This window comes from Klebsiella sp. A-Nf5 (assembly GCF_002810545.1).
GTDB lineage: Bacteria > Pseudomonadota > Gammaproteobacteria > Enterobacterales > Enterobacteriaceae > Klebsiella > Klebsiella variicola.
On sequence record NZ_PIOG01000254.1, the window covers coordinates 233,624 to 251,108 of the forward strand.

The following is a 17,485-nucleotide window of genomic DNA, read 5'->3' on the forward strand; positions in this document are numbered from 1 at the left end:
TAAAAGGATCAATCATGCCTGAAATACGTCAGCGTATTCTGGAGAATATGCAAAAATTCTCCCGGGCCATGATCGGCGCCGTATTGTTCTTGCCGGTCATTGGCTTAATTCTGGCCCTCAGTTCAGTATTAACTAATCCGACATTAATTGCTGAAACCAGTTTCTTACACCAGCTTGGGCAAATGCTCGGCGACACCTTTTGGCCTTTATTTGGCAACCTCGGCTTATTATTTTGCGTCGGCATTAGCTATGGTCTGGCAAAAGATAAAAAAACCGAAGTCGCGCTGGTTTCAGTGATGTGCTTCATTATGTTCCTTGGCGCCAATCACTCCTGGCTGGAACACACCCACGGACTCGCCGAAAAAATTAACGGTGAATATTATGGCACCGGACAAACCCAGCTGCTGGGCTTTGTGGTGGTGGATATGGGCGTTTTCCTGGGCATTATTCTCGGCTGCACGATTGCGTGGGTGCACAATAAAGTCTCTGCCATTGAGCTGCCTGGCGCGCTGTCGATGTACGGCGGCGCTAAGCTGACGCTGGTGGCGATGACGCCGGTGGTTATCTTCTACGCCATCGCCTTTACCTGGATTTGGCCCTTTATGACCCATGGCATCTCCGCCCTCACCGGTTTTATGAAAAATGCCGGAGTCGCCGGGGTCTTCGTCTATGGTTTCTTTGAAAAATTTCTTATCCCGACCGGCCTGCATCATTTCGTCTGGTCCCCCTTCCAGCTCACCCAGATTGGCGGCACCCTGAACGTGGACGGTCAGGTGGTCTCCGGGACCCAGGCCATTTTCCTCGCTTATATGCGCCATCCCGACCTGACGCCGGTCATGAACGACGCATTACGTTTTTCGCAGCAAGGGATGACCACTATCTTTGGCCTGGCGGGCGCCTCGCTGGCGTTCTACCACACCGCGAAGCCGGAGAAGAAAGTGATGGCGAAGGCGATTCTGCTGCCAGCGATTATCACTTCGATGCTGACCGGTATCACCGAACCGATTGAGTTCACCTTCTTATTTGTCTCGCCGCTGCTGTGGGTGATCCATGCGACGTTAACCGCCGCCTCGCAGGCCATTTGCGACATCTTCACCGTACGTCCCTGGGGAGCATCGGGCCTGATCGAGTTTCTGATCTATAACCTGCCGCTGCCGGTCTCCTTAACGCGCTGGCCGGGCTATGTCCTTATCGGTATCGGCCAGTTCGCCGTTTACTACGTGATTTTCCGCACCCTGGTGGTGAAGCTGAACCTGAAAACGCCGGGCCGGGAAGATGACGAGAACGTGAAGCTTTACAGCAAAGCAGAGTACCGCCAGAAAGTCGCGCAACCACAGTCGGTCACCGATGACATTATCCGCGGCCTCGGGGGCAAGGCGAATATTCTCTCCGTCGATAATTGTTTTACTCGTCTGCGCGTGGCTGTGCGCGATATGGCGCTGGTTGATGACGCGCAATTAAAAAATACCGGCGCCAATGGCGTCGTACGAAATCGTAATGAAGTTCAGGTTATTTATGGCGTAAAAGTGGGACAGGTACGTTCCCGGGTTGATAACTGGTTAGCAGAAAATTAATGAGGAGTTTGTATGAAATTAACCGTATTAGGCGGGGGCGGCGTTCGCTCTGCATTTTTAGCGAAATCTCTGGCCTATAACGCTCACCGCATTGGTTTAACAGAAGTGGTTTTTCTCGATAACTCTGCTGATAATCTGGCGATATTTGGCGAAATTGCCAGCTATGTATTTAATACTATTCGCCCGGATATTCAGTTTAGTACCACTACCGACCCGGTCGCGGCGCTGCAGGATGCGAACTATATCATTACCACCCTACGGGTTGGCGGTGACGAAAGCCGCATTCGCGACGAACGCATTGCGCTGCAGCATAACACCCTCGGCCAGGAGACCACCGGCGCCGGCGGCTTCGCGATGGCCATGCGCTCGATCCCGGCGATCCTTCGCTATTGCCGGCTGATCGAAGAACATGCCGCCGAAGACGCCATTCTGTTTAACTTTACTAACCCGTCAGGCCTGGTGACGGAAGCGATCATCAAGTCCGGTTTTAAGCGCCGGGTCTATGGGATCTGCGATGCTCCCTCCGAGCTGATTCGTGAACTGCCAGCGATCCTTGGTTGTGAGGAACACGACCTCAGCGTGGAATGCTATGGGCTGAACCATTTCTCATGGTTTACCCACTTCACCGTACGCGGGGAAGAGGTAACCGAACGGCTGATCGCCAGCCCGGAACTGTACCAGAAGACGGCGATGCAGTACTTCTCCCCGGAGCTGGTGCGGCTTTGCGATAATCAGCTACTCAATGAATATCTCTATTATTACTACTATCGAGAGGTGGCGCTGAAGGCGATTCAGGAGGCCGGCGAGACGCGCGGAGAGCAGATCGCCCGTATCAATCAGGAGATGCGCGAAGCGCTGCGCACCGTGGATGCCAGAACGCAACCGGAAGCCGCTTTCACCATCTGGATGCAGCATTACCTGCGCCGGGAAAACAGCTATATGCAGAATGAGTCGCAGCAGGAAAAATTCCACACCCGCGAACCGCTGACGCTGCGCCAGTTTATCGAAGAGCCGGACACCGGCGGCTATGCCGGGGTGGCGCTGGATATTCTGGAAGCGGTGAACAGCACCACCACCAAGCGTATCGTGGTATCGATCCAGAATAACGACACGCTCGACTTTTTGCGCCCTGACGACGTGATTGAGATCAGCTGCGACCTGAGCCGGGATGGCCTCAAGCCGGTGACGCCGGTGAAGGTGCCGACGGCGCAGAAGAATATGATTTCCTGCGTGAAGGAGTATGAGCGGCTGGCGGTGGCGGCAATCCTGCAGCAGGATAAATCGCTGGCGGTGCGGGCGCTGATGGCGCACCCGCTGATCGGTTCATATTCGCTGGCGAAAACCCTGGTCGAGGCCTACCTCGACGATGAGCAATTCGCCGCCTGGCAGTAACCCGCATTGCCGATGGGATCCCCCCCGCTCGCGCTGCGCTTAGCGGGGCTACGAACGGAGCGGTTTGTATTTTATGTAGGTCGGGTCAGGCGTAAGCCACCACCCGGCAAAATAGCCGCATCACCCGGTAGCCCGGATAAGGCGCCAGCCGCCATCCGGGAACTCCCCCCGCTCGCGCTGCGCTTAGCGGGGCTACGAACGGAGCGGTTTGTGTTTTATGTAGGTCGGGTAAGGCGTTAGCCGCCACCCGACAAAATAGCCGCATCATCCGGTAGCCCGGATAAGGCGCCAGCCGCCATCCGGGAACTCCCCCCGCTCGTGCCGCGCTTAGCGGGGCTAACTATTGCTCCGTACGCTGGTAAACCATATCTTCAATAGTCGCTCAAAGCCTAAGATGCAGTAGCCGAAAAACGGGTTGCTCCAGTAAATATCATCATCGAACTTCTGCGGGTCGTGAATAATAAACGCCGTATCCGCAGCCTGCGCCAGCGGGCTTTGATAATCGCCGGTAAAGCAGACCAGATTAATCTCCTTCCCCTCCAGGGCCTTCACCCAGTTAAGCGCCGAGCTGCTGCGCCCGGATTTAGAAATTATCCAGATGGAGTCGAAGCGGGCGGCGTTTTTCTGTTCCAGGATTTCGTAATCCGGCCACAGCGCCAGGCTCGCGTTGACGCCGGTGACGAGGAACTTGTTGTAAATATACTGGGCGATCAGCTGTGAAAAGCCGCTGCCGTGGATCAGGACGCGCTGCTGCGCAAGGCTTGCCAGCAGCGGCGTCAGCGCTTCTTCCGGCTGAACGCTCATGTAGTCGATATCGTTGGTGACATCGAGCTTCGGCATGGTGATATTGAACTTGATGAAATAGACCAGCTCCAGCCAGCCGCTGAACTTCAGTTTCTTCGCCAGCCGGACCAGCGAAGAGGGATTGCTGTAGCACTGTTCGGCCACAGCGCGGACTCCCTGGCGGATACACTGCTCCGGGTCGTTCTGAATAAAGCGCAGCACGGTCATTTCCGTTTTGCTTAGCTTCACGTCACGAAAGATACTTTCTAAATCCATGGCAGGCTCCTCTCAGCGGCAGAATACGCTATCACCTGAGGGAAACCAGGTCTGTGGGATGGCTCTCAACGTCATTGCCGGTATTCACTGCACAGCAGCCATTTTGCGGGTTCATCTTCCTCGATTGAGGGAAAACGCCCGCCGGCCTCAAGAAAACGATTATCCGTACGATCGTCATTAACCATCGAGATTTCCCAACCCATCACCATCCCTTTTTCGGCCCAGAAGCGATGATAGAGGCGCACCGGTATACAGACACTCTGTCCTGGATGTAGCACCAGCGTTTCAGCGGGTTTCAGCGTACGCCGGCAGCCATCGATCGCCACGCTAACGGGACGCTGATGATCTAACTGTTCGTCCTGTGTCGCCCAGGCCAGTTGCATACAGAGGTCGCCGCCGCCACGGTTAATAATGTCCTCCATTTTGTGGTAATGAAAATGCCAGGGCGTTTGCTGATCTGGCTGAATCTGCAACATTTTTTCCGCATAGGGTTTGGCGTAACGCGGGTCGGATAATGAACCGTTGCGTAACGTCAGCAGCGTCAGGCCCGTTTCGCGAAAGCAACCGCTACCAAAATCCGTCACATCCCATCCAAGCTGTAAATCCTGGACTTCATGCCAACCTTCACGCCGCTTTTGCGGCCAGCATGATGCCGTAAAGTGAGCAAATTCCGGCAGGCTGATACGAAAAGTTTCGGCCATCGCCAGCGCTTTATCTATTGCATAGTTAATCTGGGAACGTTTCATGGTTTTACTCCGCTTCGCACGGCAAGCCAGGCGGCGCCGCGCATACCGCTACTGTCGCCATGCCGCGCAGAAATAATAGGGGTGGAAAAATGGTCGGTGAAGACAAGCGGGGCGACCACCGAGGGTAAATCCGCCACCAGCTGCGGCGCGTTGGATAAACCGCCGCCCAGCACAATCACGCCGGGATCGATGATATTGACGATAGTCGCCAGCGTCCGCGCCAGCTGTTGACGAAAGCGATGGACCTGATGGCAAGCGGCGGGTTCTCCCACCTGCGCGCGGGCAAGAATCTGCTCGCTCGACAAAGACTCTCCACTTAGCAGTCGATAGCGTTCACATAGCCCCGTTGCGGAAATAAAGGACTCCACACAGTTAAACCTGCCGCAATAACAGCGTGTCGGCGGCCCATCCTCCTCAGGAGAATAGCCGGGCAAGGCGATATGCCCGCACTCTGCGGCAATACCTGAGGCGCCGACGAAAGGTTGCCGCTCCAGGGCAATTCCGCCTCCGCAGCCGGTGCCTAACGTCATGCCGAAAACCGATGGAAACCCTTCCCCCGCGCCATCGCATGCCTCTGATAAGGCGAAACAATTGCCATCGTTGGCTAACACCACCGGCTGACCGAGCGCCTGTTCAAGCGCATCCTGTAAACGATAGCCGTTAATCACCTGAATGTTGGCGTTACGAATGGCGCCATGCTGTGGCGAAACGCTACCCGGCAACGCGATGCCAATAGCCATCGGCGATCCCGTCCGCGCGCGAATATCGGCAACGAAATCCACGATGCACGACATAAATGCCTGACGGTTTTCTTTCCGTGTTGCGCAGCGATAACGCCCCCGCTCCCGTCCCTGCTCATCCATCACGACGGCGGCGATTTTCGTCCCACCAACATCCAGTCCGAGGTAATTCATCTTTGCCTCCTGCCGATTGGAAGGCGGGTACGCCCGCCTTCCGACTGGGTCAATACAAGCTTGCTTTGCCGGTGGAACCAAACAACTTCATTTTGTGGCGAATAACTTCACGTGCGGCAGTAATCGGTTCCGGATAAATCACATTCGGATCCCACCAGCTCTCTTTAGTCAAAATTTCACGTACTTTCAGGAAGTAGGCGTGTTTCATATCGCTGGAGATATTGATTTTCCCAACGCCGAGCGTGACCGACTCGGCGATTTCCGCATCCGGATTGGCGGACCCGCCGTGCAGCACCAGCGGGATCGACACCCGTCCGGCAATATCGCGCAGGATGTGCATCTGCAGTTCAGGTTGCATCCCTTTTGGATAGATGCCGTGCGCGGTACCAATCGCCACCGCCAGGGTGTCGACGCCGGTGCGAGTGACAAAATCCTGCGCCTGCGCCGGGTCGGTGTAGGTGACTTTCGATACCCCACCCTCTACCGACGTTCCCGTCTGGCCGATGGTCCCCAGTTCACCTTCAACAGAAACGCCAACCGCATGCGCCAGCCTGACCACTTCCTGGGTTAAAGCGACGTTTTCTTCGTAGGGCAACAGCGACCCATCGATCATCACCGAGGTAAAACCGCACTGGATCGCACGCAGCACATGCTCCACCGACGCGCCATGATCGAGATGCAGTGTAAATGGCACCCGGCTACGCTGAGTGATGTCCCGCACGTAGCTAAAAAAGGAATCGCCGACAAAATCGTGCTCGCTGGGGTGAATGGAAATGATCGCGGGGGTATTTGTCGCTTCCGCCTCTTCCACGACGGCGCGAATAAAGCAGCTGTCCGCAACGTTAAATGCGCCGATGGCAAAGCCGTGTTCACGAGTCGGTTTCAGTATTTCTTGCATGGAAACTAACATGGTCTTCTCCAGTTTCAGGGTGTAGTTCGCCCTGCCAGGGCGAATATGCGCTGGCATAAAGGGCGTGACTGATAAGTAAATCAGGCGCGGTTCATGGCGCCGGACGCTTGTAAGTAAGGGATGATAGCTTCAGCGCTGGCGTGTTCCATCACCGCCATGGCATCGGCCAGTTCAATAGAGCTGTCATGGCAAAGGGTGTGGAGGAGTGCGGCTTTACCGGCCTCAAATACCGCCGCGCCGACATTAATCTTCGCCACGCCAAATGCCGGGCAGCGGGCAAGCTGATCAAATGGCGTACCGCTGCCACCGTGCAGCGCTAAGGGCACCGAAGAGGCTCGCTGCACCTGCGCCAGACGGTCAAAGTCCAGCGCGGGCGTCACCCCAAGCGCATACATGCCGTGGGCCGTGCCGACGGAGACCGCCAGTAAGTCGATACCGGTTTGCTCGATAAACGGAGCGACGTCCGCAGGTTGCGTCATCAGGTCGGCATTTGTCGCAGAGTCATAGCGCGGAGCATCCGCCAGATGCCCCAGCTCCCCTTCAACGCACAGCCCGACGCTGGCAGCCAGCGTAGTCACTTCACGGGTCTGGCGGATATTTTCCGCAAGTGGAAATGCAGAAGCGTCAATCATCAACCCGCTGAATCCAGCGCGAAAAGCCTGGCGGATCTTCACCGGTTCTTTCCCATGATCGAGACTCAAGGTCACGGGAACGCTGGCCTCTTCGGCAAGGGTCCTGGCCACCGCCATCGCCGTCGCTGGCGGGAAATGCGCCAGATGGCCCTGATAGAGATTGAGAATAATCGGCGCGCGGTATTTTTCCGCCACGCGTACCGCGGCGCGGGCGCTCTCCAGATTCATACAGTTAATCGCCAGCAGGGCATACTGTTCACGCCAGGCTTTCTCAACCATCTGCTTCATATCGGCAAACATAGGGCCTCCGTTTACTCAAGGGTAAAGGTGATTTCATCATCGGCGACCTTTTGGTCGCTCAGTTCATCAAACTCTTCATCACGCTCCGTGACCGGTTTTTTCCACAGCGACAACATCACGCCACAGATAACCGTCCCAATCGCCAGCGCCAGACAAAACAACAGCGGATGGGTGAACAGCGGCACCACAAACATCCCTCCATGTGGAACCGGACTTTCCACACCCCAGGTCATAATCAAGCCGCCAGCGACCGCCGAAGCCACGACACAGGATCCCACCACCCGCAGCAGATCGCGGGCCGCGATAGGGATCACCCCTTCGGTGATCATGCAGATACCCATCGGGAAGGCGGCCTTAAGCGCTTCACTTTCGGCACGGGTATATTTATGACGGGTCAGCAGGAAGGACAACGTAATACCGAACGGCGGGATCATGGAGCCGACAAACTTGACCGCCTCCGGCCCATAGACCCCGCTCACCAGCAAGCCATCGGCGAATAACGACATGGTTTTATTCACCGGCCCACCAAAATCAAAGGTGGCCATCGCGCCAAGAATGGCCCCCAACAGGAATCGTGAACCGCCCTGCATCGATTCCAGCAGATGAATCAAGGCCTCCTGCAACCAGGCAATCGGCTTGCCTATCAGGGTCATCATCAACAGTCCGCTGATAATGGTGCTTAGTACCGGCAGCACCATAATGGGCATCAGCCCTTGCATTGATTTTGGCAACCGCACGTAATGCTTTAACAGAAGCACCGTGTAGCCCACCAAAAAACCGCCCAGCATCCCGCCGATAAAACCGGTGTGGATCTGCCCGCAGACAAAGCCAACAATCAGTCCTGGCGCAAAACCGGGTCTGTCGGCAATGGAATAGGCAATCGCCGCACAGATGAGCGGGACAATGAGCCCCATCCCCCAACCGCCGATTTGATTCAACATCCACGGGATGGTGCCGACGTTCTCGGCGACATTAGTACCGCCTAATATCTGACCGAGGGCAATACAGATCCCGGCGGCAACAATCAGCGGTATCATCCATGAAATACCCGTTAACAAGTGCTTTTTAATTTCCTGCGAGACAGGTGGTTTATTCTCACTCATGGTAGATCCCTCCAGAATAAGGATCAGGCATTCGCTAAGGATTTCTCGACCTTTTCGATGAACTGAATCGGTGACTTAATAACGACCTCCGTTTTCACGCGGACAATTCGTTTGTTTTTAAAACGCTCTTCGCCTTTAATTTTCACATCAACGGCAAGAATAACGACATCGGCGGCAGCAATATCTTCGGTTGTCAGTTCATTCTCAGTACCTATTGTTCCCTGAGTTTCAACTTTGACATTGTGGCCCAGCGCTTTCGCGCCTTTCATTAACTTCTCACGTGCGATATAAGTATGAGCAATACCCGCCGTACAGGCGGCAACACAGACAATATTCATCTCAGACTCCAATAGTTATTGTTAGTAAACATCCGATTCAGCATATTGACTAAAGAGATCAATAATCTTCTGCGGACTGGTTTCTTCGAGCAATTGCGCAATAATGTCATCATCGGCCAACGCTCCAGCGACCTGGGAGAGTAAGCGGATATGGGTGGTATTTTGATCTTCCAGACGGACGGCAAATAAAATAATGCAACGAACCTGACTTCCATCGAGCGTTTCCCAGGCAATATCCTGGCGAGTACGGCCAATGGCGAGCGTAGTATTCAGCACCGCAGATGATTTCCCATGAGGAATAGCGATGTGATTTTCAAATCCGGTCGAACCTTCCGACTCACGCTGCCAAACATCCTTAATAAACGTTTCTCGACAGCTTATGGCCCCATCTTTCTGCAGCAGATCGGTTAATTCTTCAATCACCTCCGCTTTAGTCGTGGCCTTCATATCCAGCAATACACGCTTAGTATTTAAAATTCGGCTGATGTCCATATTATTTACCTCATGGATATAAAATTTCATTGCTGGCAGTTGACGTTGCAGCATGGTGTAATTTCTCAGTGATCACTTTTTCTGTTACCCGCTTAATATCGGCATCGTTAAAAAAAGCCGTTACATAGACTACCGGTAGCGCAATCTCCGGCAGATGAATGGTTGAAATGACCAGTTCAATATCATCCTGTCGCTGTAGCGTATGTAAACTACCCGCAGGCAGTACGCCGACGATGGTCCAGTCGGGAAAGGCCCTGAGGACCCGGCTTTTCAACAGATGCGAAGTACCAATCCCGGTCGAACACACCAGCAGTACCCGCTTTCTGGCCACCTGCCTCTCCATTGCAGCCTGGAAATGGACAGTTAAATAACCCACTTCATCTTCCGATACCGCGTTCTCGCCCCAGGCGGCAAATACCTGATTCACCACCCGCAGAGTTAATGGCCACACCTCCGTTAATTCGCCTTTGATATCTTCAAGCAACGGATTACGGATATAGATACGATAATTCAGTCGGTTGAGCAGTGGCTTGATATGAATGAGCAGCCCTTCATATAACGCGGTGTCATGCGTCAAATCGATATCAACCACCGAGGAAAACAAGGCGATCAGCCGGGAGGTGATTTGCCGGGCCTCATCGCTGGAGCGTATATTGCACAGCATGCTGATATCATCACGCTCTTCCACCAGCATGCCGGACGAAATAATGTATTGATAAATAAACCAGCTTTCGTCCTCTGGTAAAGGATGGGCAATGCGGGCCTCAATTTTTTTCAGCATATTCTGCGCGATACGAAAGATGGACTCATCAAATAACGGATGTCCCTGTTCGCGGCGCGGTAACGCATTACCTCGAGTGATGCGATACATCATAATCAGGATATGGGTGAAGATATTGACGTAATACGGCTCGCCCAGCGACCAACTGAGTTTACGTTCCATATCCTGTAAAAGTGACTGCACAAAGATGACATCTTCTTCACCGAAATAATGCACTAAGGCTTTATAGCTACCGCTATCCAGACGGGAGTGAATAATATTCCCTGGCTCATTATGGTTAATAACACCATTAATTAATAAAGCCATGGCCTGGCGAACATGTGATTCACTCCCCTCAATATGAGTACCGCTCTGACTACGAATGAGCACCAGACCCAGTGGTCTAATCCATGATTCGATCACTTTTAAATCATTCACAATCGAGGCGCTACTAATAAAATAACGTTCTGACAATTTACTGATCGACGTTTCACGCGGCGTTTCACTTAATAACTGAGAAGCAATTTTCACACGCCGGGAATTATTCATCATGGCATCTGTATCATCGCTTTCGCTACTGAGCAACTGGTCTAGTTGCAACAGATCGGCGACGTTATCAGCCAATAGCATGACACCAGCGCCGGCACGTTTATCAATACTGATTTTCCAGTCAGAGAGCCATTGTTCGAGAAAACGTAGGTCACGCTGAACTGTTTTTTCTGAAACATTCAGGTGTTCAGCTATTTTCAATAACGTAACGTATTCTCGTTTAGGCAAGAGAAATTTTAATAATCTGTTCTGTCGCGAGGTAACCATTTGCATTATTTACCCTTATTGCATAGCAGATTAATGCCAATAAGACATCGCTATACGACGCGATCTCCACGAAAATCATTGAGGATAAATATAGGGAGAGAGGGAGTAAACAACAATACTAAATCGTGTCCGGACATCCGGACAGAAATAAGACAACCCGGAGAAAGAAAGAATATTTATAAGTCAGATCACACTTTTGCAATAAATATACGTGATAACGATCTCAAATTCGCCGAAGAATAACTCCCGCAATATGCTGCGGGAGTTTTTTATTTACAGCGTAATCGTCAACGTATTGCCCTGAGCGCTCACCACCACACCCCATTCGCTGCCAGCCTGCGTACCGCCCTGCACGCCCGCGACCTGCGGGATATTGCGCAGACACAGCGTCCAGCCGCGGGCCTCACCTTCGCCGCTCACGGCGATGGTGTTGCCCTGGCGTATAGCCTTCAGGGTGAAGATCGTCGAACCGTCGGCCGCCGGAACGTCACAGCGTGCCTCGCGTCCATCCTCGAGCTGGAACAGCTGGAAGGCGGTGCCCTCATGCCAGGCATAATCGGGTTTCTGGTCGTTGTTGCCCAGCGCCAGCAGGGTGTTGTCGCGAACGTAGACCGGCAGGCTCAGCGCATCGTGATGCTGCTTATGCCAGCGGCTACCCGGCAATTCATCGTTATGCCACAGGTGCGTCCAGCGCCCTTCCGGCAGATAAAACTGCACCTCGCCCGCTTCGGAGAACACCGGCGCCACCAGGACCGAATCGCCGAGCATATACTGACGGTCGAGATAGTCGCAGGCCGGATCGTCCGGGAACTCGAGCATCATCGCGCGCAGCATCGGCGTACCGAACTCGTTGGCCAGCGCCGCCTGGCGATAGAGATACGGCATCATACGGCATTTCAGCTGCGTGAAGTGGCGCACCACGTCGCAGGACTCTTCGTCGTAGGCCCACGGCACACGATAGGATTTGCTACCGTGCAGGCGGCTGTGGCTGGAGAGCAGGCCAAAGGCGCACCAGCGCTTATAGACGTGGGCCGGCGCGGTGTTTTCGAAACCGCCGATATCGTGACTCCAGAAACCGAAGCCGGACATGCCGATCGACAGCCCGCCGCGCAGGCTTTCCGCCATCGATTCGTAGTTGGCGTAGCAGTCACCGCCCCAGTGCACCGGGAACTGCTGCGCGCCCACCGAAGCGGAGCGGGCGAACAGCACCGCCTCCTGCTCGCCGACGGTCTCTTTCAGCACCTTCCACACCAGCTCGTTATAGATGAAGGCGTAGTGGTTGTGCATTTTCTGCGGATCGGAACCGTCAAACCACTGCACGTCGGTCGGGATACGCTCGCCGAAGTCGGTCTTGAAGCAATCGACCCCCATCGCCACCAGGCCTTTTAACTTGTCGGCGTACCACTGGCAGGCTTCCGGGTTGGTGAAGTCATAAATCGCCAGCCCCGGCTGCCACTTATCCCACTGCCACAGCGAACCGTCCGGGCGCTTCAGCAGGTAGCCCTTCTCTTTCAGCTCCTTGAACACCGGCGAGCGCTGGCCGATGTACGGGTTGATCCACACGCAGACCTTCAGCCCTTTCGCCTTCAGGCGCTTGATCATCCCTTCCGGGTCCGGGAAAGTTAGCGGATCCCATTCAAAATCGCACCACTGGAAGGCCTTCATCCAGAAGCAGTCGAAGTGGAAGACGTGCAGCGGCAGATGGCGCTCGGCCATGCCGTCGATAAAGCGATTCACCGTCGCTTCGTCATAGTTGGTGGTGAACGAGGTCGTCAGCCACAGACCGAACGACCATGCCGGCGGCAGCGCCGGGCGGCCGGTGAACTGCGTATAGCGGTTAAGCACCGCTTTCGGCGTCGGGCCGTCGATCACGAAGTACTCAAGGTATTCGCCTTCAACGCTGAACTGGACTTTAGAGACCTTCTCCGAGCCCACCTCGAAGGAGACGCGCTGCGGATGGTTGACCAGCACGCCGTAGCCGTGGTTGGTCAGATAGAAGGGGATATTTTTGTAGGATTGCTCGGTGCTGGTACCGCCGTCTTCGTTCCAGGTTTCTACCGTCTGGCCGTTGCGCACCAGCGCGGTAAAGCGCTCGCCGAGGCCGTAGACGGTTTCGCCGACGCCGAGGTCGAGGCGCTCAAACATGTAGTTGCGCTGGGTCTTACTATCCTGCACGTAGCCGTTGTTTTTCAACTGGCTACCGGTGATGCGCACGCCGTCGCGCAGAAAATCCAGCGCCCAGAATTCACCTTTAGTGACGCGCACGCTGAGGTTGCCGCTTTTCAGCTCGGCGAACCCGGCCGTATTTTCTATTTCGACATGGATGTCTTTCTGCACGTTCAGCGGATAGTGCGGGCCGTTATCCAGCGCGCCCTGGAAGTGCGCCATGCGCACGCCGATTATCCCTTCCTGAGGCGAGAAAAAGCGCAGGGTGAACAATGGCGTATCCAGCTGCCAGGCACGTTCGCGAACATCGCGCGGCGCGGCATAGACCACCATTTCATTCCCCTGCTGTTCCACCTCGTAAACCTGTACGGGTTGGATCAGGTTGAGCCCTGGTTGAATGAGCCAGTTTCCATCACTGATTTTCATTAAAACGTCCTCTTAGTTTTGCCATTCTTTATCGATCGGGGCTGCGGTGAAATCTTGTTCGTTGCGACGCGCGCCCTCGGCCAGCTCGGCCATCATTTTTTTCAGGAACGGCGTTTTCAGCGTGTAGTAGCGTTTGGCGATCACCGCGCTCAGCAGGTAGCACATCGCCGGAACGAGGGTGAACAAGGCGATGATGATGGTGAGGGTGGCGCCGTTCTGGGTTTTGGCGGCGGCGTCATAGCCGCCGCCGGCCAGCATCCAGCCGATCAGCGCGCCGCCCAGCGCCAGCCCCAGCTTGAGCACAAACAGGGTGCCGGCGAAGCTGATGCCGGTCAGGCGTTTGCCGTTGCACCATTCGCCGTAGTCGACGGTGTCGGACATCATCACCCACTGGATTGGGGTCACCAGCTGGTGCAGTACGCCAATGACGAAGATAAAGGCGAACATAGTGATTTCAGCGTCCATCGGTACGAAGAACATCGCCACGCTAAGCACCGCCAGGAGGGCGTTGGTCCACCAGAAGACGCTGACTTTGCATTTCCAGTCGGTCAGCGGTTTCGCCAGCGCCGAGCCAATCAGGTTGCCGACGCAGTAGGTGGTGAGGAAGACGGTGAACAGCGCCGCCGAACCCATGATCCAGGTGGTGTAGTACATCATCGCGCCGCCGCGAACGCAGACCGCGAGGATATTGAGGATGGTGAGCACGCCGACCACCCGCCACTGGTCATTGCGCCAGATATCGCGCAGGTCTTCACGCATCGAGGTGCTGCTCGGCGGCGCTTCGACACGCTCTTTAGTGGTGAAAAAACAGAAGGCCAGCATCAGGAAGGCAATGACTGACAGCACCGCGATGCCCCCCTGGAAGCCGAGCGCTTTATCTTCGCCGCCGATAAAGTTGACCAGCGGCATCATCAGCACGGTGGAGAGCATGCCCCCCGCCGTCGCCAGCACGAAGCGCCAGGACTGCAGCGAGATGCGCTGCGTCGGGTTGTCGGTGATCACGCCGCCCAGCGCGCAGTAGGGGATATTCACTACGGTGTAGAGCAGGGTCAGCAGCGTGTAGGTCACGGCGGCGTAGATCAGCTTGCCGTTGTGGCTTAAATCCGGCGAGCTGTAAGCCAGCACGCAGACGAGGCCGAACGGGATAGCGCCGAAGAGGATCCACGGGCGGAACTTACCCCAGCGGCTACGGGTACGGTCGGCAAGCAGGCCCATGCACGGGTCGGAAATCGCATCCAGCGCCCGCGCCAGCAGGAACATGGTGCCGACAAAGCCGGCGGGGATACCGAAAATATCGGTGTAGAAAAACATCATGTATAACATGACGTTATCAAAAATGATGTGGCTGGCGGCGTCACCCATACCGTAGCCAATTTTCTCTTTGACGGACAGAATATGATCTTTCATTTGCGCACTATTCCCTTAGCGGCACCGCGGATTGGTACCGGTTACGATTTTTGTAAACCTTTGCCGCAGTAAGATGAATTGCGATATCTCGTTATCAGATTACGTTTCTTGTTTTCTGTGATCGTGGTAGGGAATCAGCGAGTGAAAAAGTGTAACTCACGGATTTTGTGAGGATTTGTCCAGGACTGTTCTGTAAAGTCCAGTTTTAACAGTAAAAAAGTGCGTTTAGGTATGTGGTAAACGGCTGAAAGTAGCTATAATGCGCCCCGCCTCCATGTAGCAATCGAGGCGCGGAAGATCGTCATCTCCGGTGAGGTGGCTGGACTTCAAATCCAGTTGGGGCCGCCAGCGGTCCCGGGCAGGTTCAACTCCTGTGATCTTCCGCCAGTTTGCCTCTGCTCCCCAACAGCCACGCCATACCAACCTGAGCCCCCCCAAACTCATCATCCCAGCCAATCATTTTCATCCAAACCCTGCGTTATTTTGTCTCTCGCAAACCCGTTACACTGGCGCGATGGCCGCGTGCCGTTGCCAACCGAAACAGGAGAGCCATAATGACCCCCGAACTCAGACACTGTTTTTCCATTACCATCCAGGTTGATAAACCGATAATTGTCTCCCGCAGCCCGCAGACCGGTAAGCGCCAGCTGATCCCGATTGTCGGCGGCAGCGTCTCGGGTCAACTTCGCGGCCACGTGCTGCCCGGCGGCGTCGACAGCCAGATAATCGAACCTGACGGCACCTGCAGGCTGTCCGCCCGCTATGCCCTGCAGGTGGCGGAAGGGACAGTCTATGTGGAAAATAACGGCATCCGCCGGGTGCCGGCCCAGTATCATGACCAGCTGTTCGCCGACGATATGCGCTTTTTTAGCGATATTCCGCCAGAAACCATCTATTTTCGCACTGTTCCCTCCTTCGAGGTGGATACCCCCGCGCTCAGCTGGCTAACCACCTCGCTGTTTATCTGCTCCGGTGGACGAACCCAGGATGGCGTGATGCTCGATTTCTATCAGGTGGGCTGATTTTCACTTTCTGCGTATAACTGTTATTGCCGTTAGCCCGTTTTTCCCCTTCCGGCAGCGGTCTACGATGGCGTCCTCTCTTCCTTTACCCGAATCGCAGACCGGAGCAGTTATGAAAGCTATCGCTATTACTCAAGCCGCCGCTGACGGCAACAACATCCCTTCTTTAACCGAGATCGACCTGCCGGTCCCCACCGCCCACGGGCGTGACCTGCTGGTCGCCGTGAAAGCCATCTCGGTCAACCCGGTGGACACCAAAGTGCGCGCGGGATTCCAGGGCGACACGCCGCGGGTGCTGGGCTGGGACGCCGTTGGCGTGGTGCAGTCCGTCGGTGAGGAGGTGACGTTGTTCGCCCCGGGCGATGAGGTCTGGTACGCTGGCGCGCTGGGCCGGGCCGGGAGCAACAGTGAATATCAGCGGGTGGACGAGCGCCTGGTGGCGCATAAACCGCGCACCCTCGATAACGCCGCTGCCGCCGCGCTGCCGCTGACGGCGATCACTGCCTGGGAGCTGCTGTTTCACCGTCTCGGCGTTGAGGAAGGCGGCAACGCGGGCGACACACTGCTGATCGTCGGCGCGGCGGGCGGCGTGGGGTCAATCCTGACCCAGCTGGCCAGCAAACTGACCGCCATGACGGTGATCGGCACCGCCTCGCGTCCGGAGAGCCAGCAGTGGGTCCGCGAGGCGGGCGCGCACCATGTGATCGATCACAGCAAGCCGCTCGCCAACGAGCTAGCGCGCATTGGCATCACCTCGGTGACCCATGTCGCCAGCCTGACCAACACCGAGCAGCACTTCAACGCGCTGATCGACGCCCTCGCCCCGCAGGGCAAGCTGGCGCTGATTGATGACCCGGAGACTCTGGACGTGGTGCCGCTGAAAGCAAAAAGCATTTCCCTGCACTGGGAATTTATGTTCACCCGCTCAATGTTTGAGACGGATGACATGATCGCCCAGCACCAGTTGCTCACCCGCGTGGCAGCGCTGATCGACAACCACACGATCAAAACCACCCTCGGCGAACACTACGGCGCCATCACCGCCGCCAATCTGCAGAAAGCGCATCGCCAGCTGGAAACCGGGCGCGCCGTCGGCAAGATCGTGCTGGAGGGGTTTTAAGATGATATCGCTTATCGCCGTGCTCAAGGCGAAACCGGGCCAGACGGACGCCCTGCGCCAGGCCCTGCAGGCGCTGCTCCTGCCGACGAGACAGGAGCCGGGCAACCTCGACTACGCCCTGCTTCAGCTGCGCGACGCGCCGGACACCTTCTATATGCGCGAGGCGTGGCAGGGACAGGACGCCCTCGATGCGCATGTCGCGATGCCCTATTTTCAGGCGTTTATTACGCAGATGGAGTTCCTGCTGGCTGAGCCGCTGCGGCTGGACTATCTGACGGCGATTGAGCCTTAGCAGGTTCGATTCACGA

At 55.6% G+C, this 17,485-nt stretch carries 16 protein-coding genes and 1 tRNA gene; 6 read left to right on the top strand and 11 right to left on the bottom strand.

Translation table 11 applies throughout. The features are described 5' to 3' along the window. Positions 1 to 14 precede the first annotated feature (14 nt). Positions 15 to 1,574, top strand: coding sequence for a PTS transporter subunit EIIC (locus CWM53_RS24475; RefSeq protein ID WP_074386939.1), 1,560 nt, complete (start codon positions 15 to 17; stop codon positions 1,572 to 1,574). Between the two features lie 12 nt (positions 1,575 to 1,586). Beyond that, positions 1,587 to 2,966: a glycoside hydrolase gene (locus tag CWM53_RS24480; protein ID WP_100676471.1), complete on the top strand. Its 1,380-nt coding sequence runs from the start codon at positions 1,587 to 1,589 to the stop codon at positions 2,964 to 2,966. A 336-nt stretch (positions 2,967 to 3,302) separates the two neighbouring features. Here CWM53_RS24480 and CWM53_RS24485 read toward each other — a convergent pair whose 3' ends face one another. The 11 genes from CWM53_RS24485 to CWM53_RS24535 all read right to left on the bottom strand — a co-directional run bounded on the left by CWM53_RS24485 (position 3,303) and on the right by CWM53_RS24535 (position 15,035). Further along, positions 3,303 to 4,025 (bottom strand): MurR/RpiR family transcriptional regulator, encoded by a 723-nt coding sequence (locus tag CWM53_RS24485; protein WP_074386937.1) that lies wholly within the window; start codon positions 4,023 to 4,025, stop codon positions 3,303 to 3,305. 71 nt (positions 4,026 to 4,096) lie between these two features. Continuing rightward, positions 4,097 to 4,771, bottom strand: a complete 675-nt coding sequence (locus CWM53_RS24490) for a D-lyxose/D-mannose family sugar isomerase (protein ID WP_100630954.1) — start codon at positions 4,769 to 4,771, stop codon at positions 4,097 to 4,099. Further along, positions 4,768 to 5,685 (bottom strand): ROK family protein, encoded by a 918-nt coding sequence (locus CWM53_RS24495; protein WP_074386935.1) that lies wholly within the window; start codon positions 5,683 to 5,685, stop codon positions 4,768 to 4,770. The genes CWM53_RS24490 and CWM53_RS24495 overlap by 4 nt, the downstream gene beginning before the upstream one ends. Positions 5,686 to 5,734: 49 nt before the next feature. Further along, a complete protein-coding gene (locus CWM53_RS24500; protein ID WP_074387090.1) occupies positions 5,735 to 6,595 on the bottom strand; it encodes a ketose-bisphosphate aldolase in 861 nt (286 codons plus the stop codon). Between the two features lie 80 nt (positions 6,596 to 6,675). Further along, the gene (locus CWM53_RS24505) at positions 6,676 to 7,527 is read right to left on the bottom strand and encodes a class II fructose-bisphosphate aldolase (RefSeq protein ID WP_074386934.1); all 852 of its coding nucleotides are present in this window, start codon (positions 7,525 to 7,527) and stop codon (positions 6,676 to 6,678) included. Between the two features lie 11 nt (positions 7,528 to 7,538). After that, positions 7,539 to 8,630 carry a PTS fructose transporter subunit IIC gene (locus CWM53_RS24510; protein WP_074386933.1) on the bottom strand — a complete coding sequence of 364 codons (1,092 nt, stop codon included), beginning with the start codon at positions 8,628 to 8,630 and terminating at the stop codon, positions 7,539 to 7,541. Between the two features lie 23 nt (positions 8,631 to 8,653). Further along, positions 8,654 to 8,968: a PTS fructose transporter subunit IIB gene (locus CWM53_RS24515; protein WP_015369119.1), complete on the bottom strand. Its 315-nt coding sequence runs from the start codon at positions 8,966 to 8,968 to the stop codon at positions 8,654 to 8,656. Between the two features lie 21 nt (positions 8,969 to 8,989). Then, complete coding sequence (locus CWM53_RS24520) at positions 8,990 to 9,460, bottom strand: PTS sugar transporter subunit IIA (RefSeq protein ID WP_074386932.1); 471 nt, start codon at positions 9,458 to 9,460, stop codon at positions 8,990 to 8,992. Between the two features lie 10 nt (positions 9,461 to 9,470). Then, complete coding sequence (locus CWM53_RS24525) at positions 9,471 to 11,042, bottom strand: BglG family transcription antiterminator (RefSeq protein WP_100630953.1); 1,572 nt, start codon at positions 11,040 to 11,042, stop codon at positions 9,471 to 9,473. Positions 11,043 to 11,309: 267 nt separating this feature from the next. Beyond that, positions 11,310 to 13,628, bottom strand: a complete 2,319-nt coding sequence (yicI, locus tag CWM53_RS24530) for an alpha-xylosidase (RefSeq protein ID WP_100729709.1) — start codon at positions 13,626 to 13,628, stop codon at positions 11,310 to 11,312. Between the two features lie 12 nt (positions 13,629 to 13,640). Then, positions 13,641 to 15,035 (bottom strand): glycoside-pentoside-hexuronide family transporter, encoded by a 1,395-nt coding sequence (locus tag CWM53_RS24535; RefSeq protein WP_100676468.1) that lies wholly within the window; start codon positions 15,033 to 15,035, stop codon positions 13,641 to 13,643. Between the two features lie 292 nt (positions 15,036 to 15,327). On the opposite strand from CWM53_RS24535, the gene CWM53_RS24540 reads away from it, so the two are divergent. The 4 genes from CWM53_RS24540 to CWM53_RS24555 all read left to right on the top strand — a co-directional run bounded on the left by CWM53_RS24540 (position 15,328) and on the right by CWM53_RS24555 (position 17,469). Next, positions 15,328 to 15,422, top strand: a tRNA-Sec gene (locus CWM53_RS24540). Between the two features lie 167 nt (positions 15,423 to 15,589). Beyond that, positions 15,590 to 16,057 (top strand): DUF3237 domain-containing protein, encoded by a 468-nt coding sequence (locus tag CWM53_RS24545; protein WP_074386928.1) that lies wholly within the window; start codon positions 15,590 to 15,592, stop codon positions 16,055 to 16,057. A 112-nt stretch (positions 16,058 to 16,169) separates the two neighbouring features. After that, positions 16,170 to 17,177 carry a zinc-binding alcohol dehydrogenase family protein gene (locus CWM53_RS24550; protein WP_100676466.1) on the top strand — a complete coding sequence of 336 codons (1,008 nt, stop codon included), beginning with the start codon at positions 16,170 to 16,172 and terminating at the stop codon, positions 17,175 to 17,177. 1 nt (position 17,178) lies between these two features. Further along, the gene (locus CWM53_RS24555; protein WP_100676465.1) at positions 17,179 to 17,469 is read left to right on the top strand and encodes a putative quinol monooxygenase; all 291 of its coding nucleotides are present in this window, start codon (positions 17,179 to 17,181) and stop codon (positions 17,467 to 17,469) included. Positions 17,470 to 17,485: the final 16 nt, after the last annotated feature.